The sequence below is a fragment of the Streptomyces sp. NPDC056128 genome (assembly GCF_042263835.1).
Classification (GTDB): domain Bacteria; phylum Actinomycetota; class Actinomycetes; order Streptomycetales; family Streptomycetaceae; genus Streptomyces.
Map to the genome: position 1 here is coordinate 61633 of NZ_JBHJVQ010000006.1, position 14987 is coordinate 76619.

12 protein-coding genes and 1 pseudogene are annotated in these 14987 nt (G+C 70.8%); 4 read left to right on the forward strand and 9 right to left on the reverse strand.

Features of this window, described 5'->3' with window-relative positions:
• Positions 1-44 precede the first annotated feature (44 nt).
• The 3 genes from glpK to ACFC1X_RS15040 form a co-directional block, all read right to left on the reverse strand.
• Positions 45-1568, reverse strand: a complete 1524-nt coding sequence (gene glpK / locus ACFC1X_RS15030; RefSeq protein WP_234957867.1) for a glycerol kinase GlpK — start codon at positions 1566-1568, stop codon at positions 45-47.
• A 25-nt stretch (positions 1569-1593) separates the two neighbouring features.
• On the reverse strand, positions 1594-2439 hold the full coding sequence (locus ACFC1X_RS15035) for an MIP/aquaporin family protein (protein WP_376353207.1): 846 nt from the start codon (positions 2437-2439) through the stop codon (positions 1594-1596).
• Positions 2440-2582: 143 nt separating this feature from the next.
• The gene (locus tag ACFC1X_RS15040; protein WP_376353210.1) at positions 2583-3200 is read right to left on the reverse strand and encodes a TetR family transcriptional regulator; all 618 of its coding nucleotides are present in this window, start codon (positions 3198-3200) and stop codon (positions 2583-2585) included.
• Between the two features lie 71 nt (positions 3201-3271).
• On the opposite strand from ACFC1X_RS15040, the pseudogene ACFC1X_RS15045 reads away from it, so the two are divergent.
• Positions 3272-3728 (forward strand): annotated as a pseudogene (locus tag ACFC1X_RS15045) (short-chain dehydrogenase); the annotation flags it as partial.
• Between the two features lie 10 nt (positions 3729-3738).
• On the opposite strand, the gene nadE reads toward ACFC1X_RS15045, so the two are convergent.
• From nadE to ACFC1X_RS15070, 5 genes are all read right to left on the reverse strand, one after another.
• Positions 3739-4569, reverse strand: a complete 831-nt coding sequence (nadE, locus tag ACFC1X_RS15050) for an ammonia-dependent NAD(+) synthetase (RefSeq protein ID WP_376353213.1) — start codon at positions 4567-4569, stop codon at positions 3739-3741.
• 115 nt (positions 4570-4684) lie between these two features.
• On the reverse strand, positions 4685-7693 hold the full coding sequence (locus tag ACFC1X_RS15055; RefSeq protein WP_376353216.1) for a family 16 glycoside hydrolase: 3009 nt from the start codon (positions 7691-7693) through the stop codon (positions 4685-4687).
• 177 nt (positions 7694-7870) lie between these two features.
• Entirely contained in the window at positions 7871-8806 is a 936-nt protein-coding gene (locus ACFC1X_RS15060) for an alpha/beta hydrolase family protein (RefSeq protein WP_376353219.1), read from the reverse strand.
• A gap of 72 nt (positions 8807-8878) precedes the next feature.
• A complete protein-coding gene (locus ACFC1X_RS15065) occupies positions 8879-9313 on the reverse strand; it encodes a PGPGW domain-containing protein (RefSeq protein ID WP_376353776.1) in 435 nt (144 codons plus the stop codon).
• 62 nt (positions 9314-9375) lie between these two features.
• Positions 9376-10110, reverse strand: a complete 735-nt coding sequence (locus tag ACFC1X_RS15070) for an N-acyl homoserine lactonase family protein (RefSeq protein ID WP_376353222.1) — start codon at positions 10108-10110, stop codon at positions 9376-9378.
• 168 nt (positions 10111-10278) lie between these two features.
• On the opposite strand from ACFC1X_RS15070, the gene ACFC1X_RS15075 reads away from it, so the two are divergent.
• Both ACFC1X_RS15075 and ACFC1X_RS15080 read left to right on the forward strand, forming a co-directional pair.
• Positions 10279-12144 (forward strand): CocE/NonD family hydrolase, encoded by a 1866-nt coding sequence (locus ACFC1X_RS15075; protein ID WP_376353225.1) that lies wholly within the window; start codon positions 10279-10281, stop codon positions 12142-12144.
• 39 nt (positions 12145-12183) lie between these two features.
• Positions 12184-12423 carry a DUF5302 domain-containing protein gene (locus ACFC1X_RS15080; RefSeq protein ID WP_125492057.1) on the forward strand — a complete coding sequence of 80 codons (240 nt, stop codon included), beginning with the start codon at positions 12184-12186 and terminating at the stop codon, positions 12421-12423.
• A 74-nt stretch (positions 12424-12497) separates the two neighbouring features.
• Here ACFC1X_RS15080 and ACFC1X_RS15085 read toward each other — a convergent pair whose 3' ends face one another.
• On the reverse strand, positions 12498-13445 hold the full coding sequence (locus ACFC1X_RS15085; RefSeq protein WP_376353227.1) for a methionyl-tRNA formyltransferase: 948 nt from the start codon (positions 13443-13445) through the stop codon (positions 12498-12500).
• Positions 13446-13626: 181 nt separating this feature from the next.
• Between ACFC1X_RS15085 and ACFC1X_RS15090 the strand changes: the two genes are divergently transcribed.
• On the forward strand, positions 13627-14982 hold the full coding sequence (locus tag ACFC1X_RS15090; protein ID WP_376353230.1) for a lysine N(6)-hydroxylase/L-ornithine N(5)-oxygenase family protein: 1356 nt from the start codon (positions 13627-13629) through the stop codon (positions 14980-14982).
• Positions 14983-14987: the final 5 nt, after the last annotated feature.

Consider the following 14987-nt stretch of genomic DNA (forward strand, 5'->3'; position numbering starts at 1 on the left):
GTCGTCCCCGGGCGTGAGGGTCTCCGCCCGAACCCGCGCCGTGCTCAGCTCTCGGGCACCTTGACCCAGTCGAGGGTGCGCTCCACCGCCATCTTCCAGCCGGCGTACCCCTCCGCGCGCCGCTCCTCGGACCACTGGGGCTCCCAGCGCCTCGACTCCGCCCAGTGCGTGCGCAGTTCGTCGGTGTCCCGCCAGAAGCCCGTCGCGAGCCCCGCCGCGTAGGCCGCGCCGAGCGCGGTGGTCTCCGCGACGACCGGGCGGCTGACCGGGACGCCGAGGACGTCGGCCTGGATCTGCATGCAGAGGTCGTTGGCGGTGACACCGCCGTCGACCCTGAGCACGTCCAGGTGGACGCCGGAGTCCTGCTCCATGGCCACGACGACGTCGCGGCTCTGGTAGCAGATGGCCTCCAGCGTCGCCCGCGCCAGGTGCGCGTTGTCGTTGTACCGGGCGAGCCCGACGATCGCGCCCCGGGCGTCGGAGCGCCAGTACGGGGCGAACAGGCCCGAGAAGGCGGGGACGAAGTACATCCCGCCGTTGTCCTCGACGGTACGGGCCAGTTCCTCGCTCTCGGCCGCGGTCTTGATGATCTTCATCTGGTCGCGCAGCCACTGCACCGCCGAACCCGTCACCGCGATGGACCCCTCCAGCGCGTAGACCGCCGGGCTGTCGCCGAACTGGTAGGCCACCGTGGTGAGCAGGCCGTGCTCCGAACGGACCAGTTCCGTGCCGGTGTTGAGGACCAGGAAGTTGCCGGTGCCGTAGGTGTTCTTAGCCTCGCCGGGCGAGAAGCAGACCTGCCCGACGGTCGCCGCGTGCTGGTCGCCGAGGACGCCGGTGATGGGCACGGCGGCGCGCAGCGGCCGGGAGGTGCGGGTGGTGCCGTACGCCTCCCGGTGCGAGGAGGGGTTGATGGTGGGCAGCATGCTCCGCGGGATGCCGAAGAAGCCCAGCAGTTCGTCGTCCCAGTCGAGCGTCTCCAGGTTCATCAGCATGGTGCGGCTCGCGTTGGTCACGTCGGTGGCGTGGATGCCGCCGTCGGGACCGCCGGTCAGGTTCCACAGCACCCAGCAGTCCGTGTTGCCGAACACGGCGTGCCCCTGTTCGGCCGCCTCGCGGACGCCGTCGACGTTCTCCAGGATCCACTGGATCTTCCCGCCGGAGAAGTACGTCGCCGGGGGCAGCCCGGCCTTGCGGCGGATGACGTCGCCGCGGCCCGAGCGCTCCAGGTTCGCCGCGATGGCGTCGGTGCGGGTGTCCTGCCACACGATGGCGTTGTAGTAGGGGCGGCCGGTGCGCGGGTCCCAGACCACCGTGGTCTCCCGCTGGTTGGTGATGCCGATGGCCGCCAGGTCGCTGCCCGACAGGCCGCCGTTGCGCAGGGCGTTCTGCATCACCGAGTTGGTGCGCTCCCAGATCTCCACCGGGTCGTGCTCCACCCACCCGGAACGCGGGAGGATCTGTTCGTGCTCCAGCTGGTGCTTCGCGACCTCGTTGCCGCCGTGGTCGAAGATCATGAATCGGGTGCTGGTGGTCCCCTGGTCCACCGCGCCGATGAAGTCCGCCATGGTTGTGCCGCCTCTCCGGCCGGTGTCAGCCTTCTGATGCCGGGACACGCCCCGGCGGTTCGGGCTCGGCGGTCGGCAGGAACCGGCCGACGAACACCTTGTACAGACCGGCGCCGAGCACGGCTCCGATCAGCGGACCGAGGATCGGCACCCAGAAGTAGAGATTTCCGTACTGATCTCGCCACGCGCCCCCGTACCCGGTGAGGAAGCTGGCCAGCCGGGGGCCGAAGTCACGGGCCGGGTTGATGGCGTAGCCGGCGTTGGTGCCGTAGGCCATGCCGATCGCGACCACGATCAGGCCGATGATGAAGGCGCCGAGGTTCGCGCCCGGCGGGGTGTTCATCATGTCCGTGACGGCCAGGATCAGCAGCAGCAGGATGGCGGTGCCGATGACCTGGTCGCGGAACGCGCCCCACTCGTGCACCGGGAGCGCCGGGTTGCCGTTGGCGGGAAGGGTGGAGAACACGGTCTGCGTCTTGATGGTGTGTCCGGGGTCGGCCTTCGCCAGTGCCTCGCTGTAGTTCCAGCGGACGATGAGGGCCGCCACGAAGGCGCCCGCCGTCTGGGCCAGCGCGTACGGGAGCACCTTGCGCCAGGGGAAGCCCTTGAACGTGGCGAGGGCGAGGGTCACCGCCGGGTTGATGTGGGCCCCGCTCAGGCGCGCCGCCACGTAGACGCCCAGGGTGACGCCGAGCCCCCACGCCCAACTGATGCTGTCGTGGTCTCCGAGGCCGCCCGCGGGGTCCGTGAGGGCCCCGCCCGCGACCACTTGGGCCACCACGCCGCAGCCGAAGAGGATCAGAATCATCGTGCCGGCGAATTCGGCCGACAGTTCACCGATCAGGCCGGATCTTTTGAGCCGCTCAGCCATGGAAGCTCGCCTTCCGCCGGCGTGACCGGCTGTCGACTGTTCGAGCCTTTCCTCGCACAGACTAAGGTCGCTTCCGGCAAACCGCACATAAAGGACAAGCGTGACGAGCGGTCACCTCGTACGCGGGCGCCGTGCGTTTCCTCTCACGCCTCCGGGCGGACGGCGTCGAGCGCCGGGGCGATGACGGCGAAGGCCCGCTCGGTCAGTGCCACGGGGTCCTCGGTGCCGTCGCTGTCGCTCCAGCGGTGCAGCACGGTGTTGAACGCGGTCAGCGCCATCCCCGCGGCCAGTTGGGGATAGAGGTCGACGTCCGGGGCGGGGCCCGGGCGGCGGGCCAGCTCCGCCGTCAGCTCCTCGCGCCACTGTCCCTGCCGCGCCAGGAAGCGGGCGTGCAGGGCCGGGGTGCGCAGAATCAGCTGGACCACCCGCAGTGCTCTGTCCGAGTGATCCGCGCAGGCGGCGATGGGGGCCGAAAGGGCGTTCCGCAGCGCCAGGGAAGGCCGTTCCGTAGTGGGGCGGTCGGCCAGCTCCCGGTGGATACCGGCGCCCATGTCGGTCAGGAACTGAACGACCACGTCCTCCTTGGACGCGAAGTACCGGAAGAACGTCCGCTTGGACACTCCCGCGGTGCTCGCGATCTCGTCGATGGTGACCGCGTCGAACCCCTTCGAGGCCAGCAGTTGCAGCGCCGCCTCGGTCAGTTCGTCCGAGACGAGTTGACGCTTGCGCTGGGCCAGGCTGGCTTCGGGGCGAGTGTTCACCGGCTCATCGTAACTCCATGCCTCGCATGGCACCAAGTCACTCTGTTGACACTCGGTGCCATCAACGGCACGGCCTGCTGATCGACCTGCTGGCCGGAGCGCGGGACCCCCGCGTGGTGACGGTGACGTCCGCCAACCACCGGCAGGGGCGCCTCTTCCTCGACGACCTCACCGGTGAACGCCACTACTCACCCATGGCGTTCTACAACCGGTCGAAGTTCGCGAACGCCGTCTTCGGACGGGAACTGCACCGGCGACTGGCCAGGGCCGGCAGCCCGGTGCGCAGCGTCCTCGCGCACCCCCCAGTCCGCCGAGCGGGGCGCCCTCCCGCAGCTGTACGCGGCGACCGACCCGGGCGCGCTGAGCGGCGATTTCCTGGGCCCGGACGGCCCGGGCGAGCTGCGGGGCGGGCCGACCCGGGTACGGCTGTCGCCGGCGGCGGACGACGAAGCCACCGGCCGCCGGCTGTGGGACCTGTCGGAGCGGCTGACCGACGTCCGGTACCCGCTCTCGTCCACGGCCGTCTGAGACCGGCCGCTCACGGCGCGATCGGCAGCCTGCGCTTGTGGTCGGTCTGCCGGTAGCGGGTGACGATCTTCTGGAAGGTCTCGTCCTTGACCGGCTTGCCCTCCAGGAAGTCGTCGATCTCCTCGTAGGTGACCCCGAGGGCGTCCTCGTCGGCCTTGCCGGGGTCGAGGGACTCCAGGTCGGCGGTCGGCACCTTGCCCACCAGCTCGGCGGGCGCCCCCAGCCGTTCCGCCAGGGCACGCACACGGCGCTTGGTGAGACCGGTCAGCGGCACCACGTCGGCGGCGCCGTCACCGAACTTGGTGAAGAAACCGGAGACCGCCTCGGCCGCGTGGTCGGTGCCGACGACCAGGCCCTGGTGCGCCCCGGCCACCGCGTACTGGGCGATCATGCGCTGCCGGGCCTTGATGTTCCCGTGCACGAAGTCCTGGTGGTGGTCGTCGCGGAACGCCACGTCGGCCGCGATCAGGGCGTCGAGCGCCGCGTCGCTCGCGGGCCGGACGTCGACGGTCAGCACCTGGTCGGCCTGGATGAAGGAGAGGGCGAGCTGGGCGTGGTGCTCGTCGGCCTGGACGCCGTGCGGCAGCCGCATCGCGTAGAAGCGCGCCTCGTGACCCGCGGCCCGGGCCCGCTCCACGGCGAGCTGGCACAGCCGGCCCGCGGTGGTGGAGTCGACACCTCCGCTGATGCCGAGCACGAGGGACCGCAGTCCGGTGGAGGTCAGCCGGTCGGCCAGGAAGGCCACCCGGCGTTCGATCTCCCGGTCGGCGTCGAAGGTCTCCTCGACCTCGAGCTCCCGGGCGATCTCCAGTTGCAGGGCGATGGACGCCGGCTCGCTCATGCCGCTCCTTGTTCGATGTGCAGGGCCTCGGCCACTCACCCTACCGAGCGACACCTTCCGACCCGGAGCGGGAGATGCGGGGCGGCCGTCAGGGGCCGCCCCGCACGCTCGCCGGTCAGCTGAGCGGTTCCACCCGGATGTTCCGGAAACGGACCTTGTTCCCGTGGTCCTGCAACCGGATCGCCCCGGCCGCCGGTGTCTCGGCCCGCCCGGAGGCGGTGGGCCCGTCCAGAACGATGTCGTCGTGGACCTTCTCGCCGTTCCAGACCACCGTCACCCGCGCGTCGGCGGTCTTGCGGCCGCTGTCGTCGAAGCGGGCGGCACGGAAGACGATGTCGTACGTCTGCCAGGTCTCCGGGGCCGCGGCCGCGTTGGTGTCGGGCGCCTTCTTGAGATAGATCGCACCTGCCTCGTTGGTGTCCAGGGTGGTGTCACCGTAGGAGTCGAGGATCTGCAGCTCGTAGCGGTCCTGGAGGAAGATGCCGCTGTTGCCGCGGTCCTGGCCGGTCACGTCGGGCGGCAGCAGGGGGACGCGGAACTCCACGTGCAGCTTGAAGTCCTGGTAGGCGTCCTTGGTGCGGATGTCACCGCAGCACACCTCCATGGACTTCTCCTCGGCGAGCGGCCAGGCCACCCGTCGCCCGTCCGTGTGCTGCCACTGCTCCTGCGAGGCCGCGGTGCCGTCGAACAGGGCGACGCGGGCGCCCCGCGGGTGCACGGTCACCAGGTCGAGGTTGACGTGGCCGGTGTCCCCGGCGTCGTACCGGTAGGACACCGTGTTGTGGCCCTTGCGCAGCTTCAGCCGTTCGGTGCGCGTGGACCAGGTGTCCCAGTCCCCGGTGGAGGGGAGCGGCGTCTGCCGCACCTTCTTTCCGTTGGCGTACAGGGACAGCGACTTGGTGCCCTCGAAGGGGTTCGGGCCGTTGGAGTAGCGCAGGCCGACGTCGTAGGTGCCCGACTTCGGGACGGTGACGTCGAACGTCGTGGCGACCTCGCCCTCGGTGGCGTAGCGGTCGACGAACCCGCTGCCGGAGTAGCCGGTGTGGTCGGTGTTGATGCCGGCCTTGCCCGTCAGGCGCGCCTCCTCGGCCTCGTACAGGGTGGCCGGCGGGGGCTGCTTGCCGGGCATCTCGTTGAGCGTGTACCAGGCCTCGGTGCTCCACAACGTCTCACCGGACTCCGAGCTGAAGGGCCGAGGGGAGCGCACGTGCACCACGCGGTCCGGCTCGAGGCCGTCCAGCCGCAGCCGCACGGTCCGCCCGTCGCCGGAGAGGGTCGCCGAACGCACGGCCAGCTCCTCCTCGGCGATCTTCGGGCCGCCGTAGTCGGCGGTCGGCGTGTAGCCCCACTGCTCGACCTGGTAGCGGTCGGCGAGTTCCGCGGCGGTCTCCTCGGAGACCGGCTGGGTGTACGTGAGGTCGAAGCCGCCCGGTACGGCCCGCATCTTCTGGATGTCGAAGGTGTTGCCGCCGTTCGGCGTCAGCTTCTGCAGACCGAACTTCAGCTTGCCCTCCTGTCCCCAGTTGCCGTCCGCGCCCAGCCCGCCGGCGTAGACCGCGCCGTCGGGGCCGAGGGAGATCCGGTTGACCCCGGCCTCCAGGCCCTGGGTGTAGCGGAAGACGGCGCCCTGGTACTGGCCCTTCACCTTCTCCAGGTAGGCGCGCTGGAGGCCGCCGTAGGTGACGTCGCCGATCAGCATCTGACCGCGGAAGACGCCCTTGCTGACGTACAGCGGCGTGGAGGGCGAGTTGCCGATCTCGTTCTGCGGCAGCCACAGCACCGGCTCGGTGACCGGGGACTTCTCGAAGGGGCCCGCCGGCTTGGTGTAGTGGTTGAAGAAGCGGTCCTGCTTGACGTGGACGAGCTTCGAGGACGGGAGCCATCCGCCCTGGTTGTCGGTGGCGAAGAGGTCGCCGCCGGGGCCCCAGCCGATGCCGTTGGGCGTGCGCAGCCCGCCCGCGACCGGGCTGATCTTCCCGGTCTTCTTGCTGATCTTGTACGTCGTTCCGCGGCCCGGCGCGGGCTGCGGGGTGGTGGTCGCGCCGCCGAGGTCGATGGCGACGGAGAGGTTCACGTAGAAGTACCCGTCGCGGTAGAGCAGCCCGAAGGCGAACTCGTGGAAGTTGCCGCCGTACGGCCAGGTGGCGACCGTGCGGTACTCGTCGGTCACCTCGTCGCCGTCCTCGTCGACCAGCCGGGTGAGTTCGTGCTTCTGCGACACGTAGAGCGCGCCGTCGACGTACTTGATGCCCATCGGCTCGCGCAGCCCCTCGGCCACCTTCTTGACGGTGACCTTGTCGCGGCTGGTCGCGCCCGTGACGTTGTCGAGGACGTACACCTCACCGGCAACGTTGTCGGTGCCGCCCCAGGTGCTGATCGCGAGACGTCCGTCGGGCAGCCAGTCCATGCCGCTGACCTGCGGCTCGAATCCGTCGGGGCGCAGGTCGGTGAGGGTGAGGTCGGGGCGTACCGAGTTCAGCGGGAGGCCGTCGCCGGGGGTGTCGGTGCCCGCCTCGCACTCCTTGCGGCCCGGCGCCGTCACCCGGACGACCCCGGCGTCGGTGGTCAGCGCCTCCCGCGGGACGACGCTGAAGCCGCTCTCGCCCGGCGGCATCCAGGACAGTTGCAGCTGCTGGCCGCCGCCCCGGTCGAAGTGCTCGACGCGCAGCGGGTGCGCTCCGGCGGTGAGTTCGACCGTGCCGTCCTTCGGCTCCGCGCCGTGCAGACCGTCGTGGTCGATCACCGTGGCGCCGTCCAGCGTGAGCCGGGAGCCGTCGTCGCTGACGAGCCGGAACGCGTACGTGCCGTCGCGCGGGGCGACCAGGTAACCGGACGCCTCCGTCACGAAGTTGTCGGCGATGCCGCCGAAGTCGGCCGTACTGGACCAGTCGACCGTCGGCATCAGCTTGTCGTGGTTGGGGGTCTGGCCCGGTTTGAGGGTGCACAGCTCGTTCAGGGGCGTCTGGACGTCGAACACCCGCATGGTGACCCCGGGTTCCTGCGGCGGGATGTCCGCCGGGGCCGCGGAGGAGGCCGGGGCCGCCAGGACGCCGCCGACGGACACTGCTGACGCCAGCAGGAGGATGAGGTGTCTTCGGGCGCGCGAGAACAGCCGTGGGGGCATTGGTCCTCCAGTGGGTGGGGACCGGACCGTGCCGGAAATCGCTCCGGTCATGAGCGGCAGGACGGTGGTTCCGCCGCAAAGGTAGGAGACTTCCGCTTGGCATGTCCATACTTTGTCATCGATGTGTTCAAAGTTCTCGGCGCCCGAAGTCCGCTGCCTCGCCGCGTGGTTGGGGAGCTACTTGGCTTCGACGCGCGCGAACGCGCTCGGTCCGGCCGTCAGCTCCTCGCACGCCGCCCGCCAGGCCGTGTCCCCGGCGTACAGCGCGCCGCGCAGGTAGGCCCAGGTGAGCCGCTGTACCGCGGCCACCCGCCCGGGGTCCTCGTCGGTGGTCTCGGCGACGTCGTACCCGGCGATCCCGCCGAGCCCGTGCTCCGCGTCGAAGAGGGTGAGCAGGGACTTGGGGCCCGGGGCGAGGGAGTAGGGGTCGGCGTGCCACTCGGGCCCGCGGACCGTCAGATGGGCCGAGTCGTCCTTGTCGCCGGCGACCACGAGCGCGGGCGTCGTCATCGTGGAGAAGTCCGTGGTCAGCAGGAACGGCAGGTTCGCCGCCGCCCACCCGCTGAGCGCGTCGCCGCCCCGGCCGGGCGCGGCCAGCAGGACGCCCGCCTTGATGCGGGGCTCGGTCAGGTTCACCTCCGTGCCGTCGTCCGGATCGGTGAGCCGGGCGCCCAGCAGCAGGCTCGCGGTGTGCCCGCCCATCGAGTGCCCGGCCACGGCGACCCGGTCCCGGTCCAGCCGGCCGGAGAGCTGCGGGACCGCCTCCTCCAGGACGTCGAGCTGATCGAGGACGCGCGTCATGTCCTCGGCGCGCGAGCGCCAGAACAGGGGTGCGCCGGGGGTGCCGGGGTCCAGGCGGAGGCTCCTGGAGCTGAGGTGGGTCGGCTGGATCACGACGAAGCCGTGTGCCGCCCAGTAGTGGGCGAGGGGTGCGTAGCCGTTGAGGGAGGAGAGGTGGTTCGAGTGGCCCTGTCCGTGTGAGAGGAGCACGACCGGCAGCTCGCTGCCGGTGACGGGCGCGGAGACCCGGACCTGGAGGTCCACGGCTCGGCCGGGGGCGGGCAGCGTGATCGGGGCGACGGAGAGCACGGGTGTGGGAAGCGTGGCGTGCACGGTGAGGTGTCCTTCGTGCGGCAGAAAACGAAACGGTGTCCCGTTTAATATACGGAACACTGTCCCGTTTGGTCAACGCGTGTGGTCCGCGGCCGGCTCCGACTCCCGGCGCTGCGCCTGCACGCGGCGGTGGCTCCACGCGAGCAGGGCGAAGAGCACGCAGCCGGAGATGATCAGACTCGCCCCGGTGGCCCACCCGGAGAACGGCAGCTCGGGGAACAGGCCCCACACCACGCCGGCGGCGAGGAGGAACAGACCCACGAGCACCGCCCCGGCGATCCGCCAGCGGGAGGAGACGCTCTCTTCGGCGGCGCGCATCGCCCGGGTCCGGGCGGGGGCGACGAACCGGTCCAGCGCCGGGATCGCGCGCGAGAGCAGCAGCACCCCCGCGAAGACGAGCAGCAGGCCCGGGCCGGGCAGCACCAGGAGGGCGACGCCGATCACCAGCAGAACGGCGCCGACGGCACCGAGAGCGGTCCGCCGGATCGATTCGACACCGCGCGCCATGTAGCCCCACTCTCCCGCGATCGCGATCGGCAAGAACTCCGGTTCGGTCGGCGTCCTCAACCCTAGGCAGGGTTCGCGGTGCGGGCGATTCCGGGCGGGCGCGAGGGTTCCCATACCGAGCAGTCGTGGGCGAAGAGAACGCGCCGGGGGGCGAAGTCGGCGAGCCGGTCCAGCCAGGGCCGGTACTCCGGAAGCGGCGGTGCCGTGCCGTGCAGCGCGGCCTCGCGGGCCAGCTGGTCGGAGCCGAACTCCGATGCGAAGTCGTGTGCCTGCCCCGCGAGGATCACGGTGCCGTCGTCCTGCCCGACGACCAGCGACTGGTGCCCCGCGGTGTGCCCGGGGGTCGGGACGATCCGGACACCCGGCCAGACCTCGGCCTCGCCGGTCAGCTCCTCGTACACGGCGCCGGGAAAGTCGACGAGTTCGTCGAAGGTGTGGCCGCCCGCGCGGGCGGTGGCCAGTTCCACGGCCTGCACCAGGATCGGCCGGCCGGCCAGCAGGGGGTTCCCGCCGCAGTGGTCGAAGTGCAGGTGGCAGTTGACGACCAGGGTGATCTCGTCGGGGGCGGTTCCCGCCGCCGACAGCGCCGCCCGCAGCGCACGCCGCCGGGGCCGGTAGTGCGCCTCGGTCCCGGCGTCGGCGTCACCCATCCCGGTGTCGAAGAGGAGGAGCCCCCGCTCGTGCCGCACCAGGTACGCGAGCACGGGCTCGACGCGCGGCCGCGGCCCGCCGGTCTCCTCGGCCGGCCGGATGAAATGTCCCAGGTCAAGACGGAGTACCGACGTGTTCATCGCCATCTGCCCATGCTCACAGGCCGCGTGGGCGAAGCGGGCGGGATCTGCCCACGGCAGAGCCGGAGTTGGACGCCCCATCGACGTACGAAAGCTTCACTGCTAAACCTGCACAGCAGCCCGCACCGTCGGTACCACCTGCACCACCTGCACCCACCGTCCAAGGAGGAGCATGTGAGAGCACGTCGCGCCGCCGTCCGAAGCGCCTCGGCACTGGTCGCCGCCCTCGCCCTGACCGCCGGTCTCGCCGGCCCCGCCGTCGCCGCGCACGAGGGGGAGGCCCGGCCGGCCGCCACCACGGCCGACCCCGTCACACACGAGGAGAACGACCGCGTCCCGGAGGGCTCGGTCTGGACCCAGCACTACTTCCCGTCCGCCGACCGCTCCGGCACCCGGCTCCACGCCGACGTCCTGCTGCCCGAGGGGCTGACACGGCGTGAGAAGGTGCCGGTGATCCTGTCCGTCGGCCCGTACTTCGCCCACGCGGGCCAGACCGGGCCGGAGGGCTGGACCCACACCGGCCCGTCCGCCCGCTTCCAGGACTTCATCGAGGGCACCGACCTGTTCGACCAGGGCTACGCCTTCGTCATGGTGGACCTGCGCGGCTTCGGCGGCTCCACCGGCTGCCTCGACTGGGGCGGCCCCGGCGAACAGGCGGACGTCCGGGCGGCGATCGACTGGGCGTCCCGGCAGCCGTGGTCCACCGGCGCGGTGGGCATGTACGGCAAGTCGTACGACGCCGTCACCGGCCTCATCGGCAACAACCTGGACCAGCGCGCGCTCAAGGCCGTCGTCGCCCAGGAGCCGCTGTGGGACATGTACCAGTACATCTACTCCAACGGTGTGCCCCGCCCGAACGTGACCGGAACGGCGAACGCCTACAACTCCATCGCCACCATGGCGCCCATGGCGGACGACGATCCACGCTACCGGGCGGCCGCGCGGCACGAGGAGACCCATCCGGAGTGCCTGACCGAGAACTCGGCCGGCTACCGGATATCCGACCAGCGGGACGAGCACTGGACCTCCCGTGACCTGGCGAGGATGGCGCGGGGCAGCGACACCCCGCTGTTCGTCACACAGGGCTTCATCGAGAACAACACCAAGCCCGAGGAGATGGAGGAGTACCTCGACAACCACCGGGGCCCCGAGCGCGGCTGGGTCGGCCAGTGGGACCACGTACGCGGCGGGGACCGCACCAGTGACGGCCGCCTGGCGATGGGCCGCGAGGGCTGGTACGACGAGACCCTGTCGTTCTACGACCAGTACCTCAAGGGCGTCCGGCCGTCGGTGCGTTACCCGGCCTACGCCGTCGAGGACTCCACCGACGCCTGGCGCGCCCAGCGCACCTGGCCCGTCACGGAGCGGTCGGTGACCCTTCCGCTCGGCGACGGCTCCTACGTGGACGACGGCGGGGCGTCCGCCCGAGCGGCGCTGGCCGCACCGGGGCGTCCGGCGCCCGCGGCGCCGCCGCAGCCGACCGGCCAGTGGGACATGGAGAACGCCCCCGCCACCGAGCGCCCGGCCCCGGAAGGACTGGCCGCGGAGCTGGCGGAGCGTCAGCGGGACGGTGAGGTCGCCTCCAGCTTCTTCGTGTGGTCCGAGCCGCTGAAGAAGTCCGTACGGGTCACCGGCACCCCTCGGGTGTCCCTGAAGGCGAAGGGCGAGGGCAACGTCATGCTCAAGCTGTACGACGTCGCTCCGGACGGCACGGCCGTCATGTTCGACGAACAGGTCTCCCTGGTGGACTCCGGCCGCTTGACGGTCGACCTGAAGGCCACCGACTGGACCCTGGCCGCGGGGCACGTGCTGGCCGTGGAGATCGGGTCGGTCCAGACCGGGTCCTGGGGCGACACCCCCTCCGGCGAGACGATCCGGGTCAGGGACGCCAGGCTGCGGCTCGCCCTCGACGACCCGGCCGACGACGTCGCCACCCCCGGTGACCGGTCGCCGTACCTGGACACGTACCTGAGTCAGTACACGGTGACCCTGCCGGCCGGGCCGGGGACATTTTCGGTGGTTCCGGGTCGCCGGCCGTGACAAGCTGTGCTCCTGATGGTCCGAGCCCAGGAGGTCACCATGACTGAAGAGTCTTCATCGCAGGCAGGTTCGGAACCGGCGGAGGACGAGCGCCCCGCCCTGACACCCGACGAGGACGGTCAGTACGACCTGAAGGGCAAGTTCCGCGAGGCCCTGGAGCGCAAGCGCGGCAAACAGGCGGAGGCCGCGGCCCTCGCCGCGAACGCCGACGTGGCGAAGATCCGGGGCACCCACGGTCCGGCCGCCAGCCAGCGGTCGTTCCGGCGCAAGAGCGGCTGAGGCCGCGGCCGGTCGTACGCGGCGGGGCCCGACCGTGGCAGCACGGTCGGGCCCCGTCCGTCATGCGAGGCCGGTCACGGGCGGCTGGTCAGATAGCCGCCCATCGAGGTGAAGTACTCGGCCGCGGACAGCTCCCGGCCGTCCTCCGTCCGCACCCGCGTGATGGCCAGGCCGTGACTGCGGCCCGCCCGCGCGTCGGCTCCGGCGACGATCACCACGCCGTCGCCCTCGCGGTAGAAGACACGGCCTGGGGTTCCGCCGTAGCGGCCCTGCGAGACCACGGCGGCGAGCACCTCCAGCCGCCTGCCCCGGTGGAAGGTGAAGGCGCTGGGGTAGGGCTCGGACTGGGCGCGGACCAGGCGCTCCAGGTCCTGGGCCGGCCAGTTCCAGTCGATCCGGATGTCCTCGGCGGACCGCTTGTGGAAGAAGCTCGCCTGCGACCGATCCTGCTTGGTGAACTCGGTCTGCCCGGCGGCGATGAGGCCCAGGGCGCCCACGGTGACCGGGGCGATGAGGTCGACCGTCTTGTGGAAGAGGTCGGTCGCGGTGTCCCTCGGTCCGACCGGCACCGCCTCCTGCCGGACGATGTCGCCGGCGTCCAGCTCGTCGTTCATCATGTGCGCGGTGACGCCCACTTCGGACTCGCCGTTGAGCAGGGCCCAGATCAGCGGGGAGAACCCGGCGTACTTCGGCAGCAGCGAGTCGTGCACGTTGAGCGTGCCGTGACGGGGGAGCCCGAAGATCCGCGGGGGAATCCAGGTCCGCCAGTTGTTGGCCACGATGATGTCCGGGTCCGCGTCCTTGAGGCGCTCGAACAGCTCGTCGTCGTCGGGGCGGTTGCGGATCAGCACCGGGACGCCGTGCTCCTCGGCGAGGTCGGCGACGGAGTCGCTCCAGATCTTCTCGTAGGCGTGCTCGCTCTTGGGATGGGTCACGACCAACACCACGTCGTGCTCGGAGTCCAGGAGGGCTCGCAGGGTCCGGTGCCCCCAGGTCTGGTAACCGAACATGACGACCCGCATGGGGTACCTCCTCAAGGCAGGGGCTGACCCGGCAAGTTGAGCAAGGCGTACCTTAGTGTGCAACGTCGGTGCGCAACACCCCAGTTGGTCGCCGTGCCCTCCGGTTCGCCCTATCGACAGCTTCCAAGCCTTAGCTTAGGCTAACCTAAGTTTCCGGCTGTCCCTGCAGAATGGGAGTGACATGTCACAGGTTCTTCCTGATGACGCAAGGCTGGTCCACGACCTCATTGGCATCGGCTTCGGCCCGTCCAATGTCGCCATGGCGATCGCGATCCGCGAGCACAACGCACAGGCCGGCAGTCAGGAGGCGGTCAGCGCCCGCTTCTTCGAGCAGCAGCCGCGCTTCGGCTGGCACCGCGGCATGCTGATCGACGACGCGACGATGCAGGTGTCCTTCCTCAAGGACCTGGTGACACTGCGGAACCCGGCCAGCGAGTTCAGCTTCCTCTGCTACCTGCAGAGCAAGGGCCGGCTGATCGACTTCATCAACCACAAGAACCTCTTCCCGCTGCGCGTGGAGTTCCACGACTACTTCGAGTGGGCCGCCGCCAAGGTCGACGACCAGGTCTCCTACGGCCACGAGGTGGTCGGCGTCGCACCCGTGGAGCGGGACGGAGCCGTCGACCACCTCGAAGTGACGGTCCGTTCGGGCCAGGGACTGGAGGTGCACCGGGCGCGCAACCTCGTCGTCGGCACCGGCCTGCGCCCCCTGATGCCGGAGGGCGTCGAGCGCGGCGACCGGGTCTGGCACAACTCCGAACTGCTGGCGCGGGTCGACGCGTTGGAGGGCACCTCACCCTCCCGGTTCGTGGTCGTCGGCGCCGGGCAGAGCGCCGCCGAGAACGTCGCCTACCTGCACCGCCGCTTCCCCGGGGCCGAGGTGTGCGCGGTCTTCGCCCGCTACGGCTACAGTCCCGCCGACGACAGCGGCTTCGCCAACCGGATCTTCGACCCGGCCGCCGTGGACGACTACTTCGCCGCGCCCGGCAGCGTGAAACGCCGGCTGATGGACTACCACGGCAACACCAACTACTCGGTGGTGGACATCGACCTGATCGACGACCTGTACCGGCAGATGTACCGGGAGAAGGTCCTCGGCACCGAGCGGCTGCGCTTCCTCAACGTCTCCCGGCTCACCGACGTCAAGGAGACCTCCGACCGGGTCCGTGCCACCGTGACCTCCCTGGTCACCGGCGAGGAGACGCTCCTCGACGCGGACGTCGTGGTCTTCGCCACCGGCTACCTCCCGGCCGACCCCCTCGGGCTGCTCGGCGAGGTCGCGGACCGCTGCCTGCGTGACGACGAGGGCCTGGTGCGCGTCGAGCGCGACTATCGCGTCACCACCGACCCCGCACTGCGCTGCGGCATCTACCTCCAGGGCGGTACGGAGCACACGCACGGCATCACGTCGTCGCTGCTCTCCAACACCGCGATCAGGGTGGGCGAGATCCTGGAGTCGCTGGTCGACCGGAGCCTGAAGTCCGCCTCCGACGAGGCCCGGACCATCGCCGACGGAGCCGGCGGCAGCGCGCGTTAGTGTAC

Bases quoted from the DNA above. Each gene is read 5' to 3' on its own strand.
- glpK (WP_234957867.1), bottom strand. From the start codon at position 1,568: ATGGCGGACTTCATCGGCGCGGTGGACCAGGGGACCACCAGCACCCGA.
- ACFC1X_RS15035 (WP_376353207.1), bottom strand. From the start codon at position 2,439: ATGGCTGAGCGGCTCAAAAGATCCGGCCTGATCGGTGAACTGTCGGCC.
- nadE (WP_376353213.1), bottom strand. From the start codon at position 4,569: ATGAGCGAGCCGGCGTCCATCGCCCTGCAACTGGAGATCGCCCGGGAG.
- ACFC1X_RS15055 (WP_376353216.1), bottom strand. From the start codon at position 7,693: ATGCCCCCACGGCTGTTCTCGCGCGCCCGAAGACACCTCATCCTCCTG.
- ACFC1X_RS15065 (WP_376353776.1), bottom strand. From the start codon at position 9,313: ATGGCGCGCGGTGTCGAATCGATCCGGCGGACCGCTCTCGGTGCCGTC.
- ACFC1X_RS15070 (WP_376353222.1), bottom strand. From the start codon at position 10,110: ATGGCGATGAACACGTCGGTACTCCGTCTTGACCTGGGACATTTCATC.
- ACFC1X_RS15080 (WP_125492057.1), top strand. From the start codon at position 12,184: ATGACTGAAGAGTCTTCATCGCAGGCAGGTTCGGAACCGGCGGAGGAC.
- ACFC1X_RS15085 (WP_376353227.1), bottom strand. From the start codon at position 13,445: ATGCGGGTCGTCATGTTCGGTTACCAGACCTGGGGGCACCGGACCCTG.
- ACFC1X_RS15090 (WP_376353230.1), top strand. From the start codon at position 13,627: ATGTCACAGGTTCTTCCTGATGACGCAAGGCTGGTCCACGACCTCATT.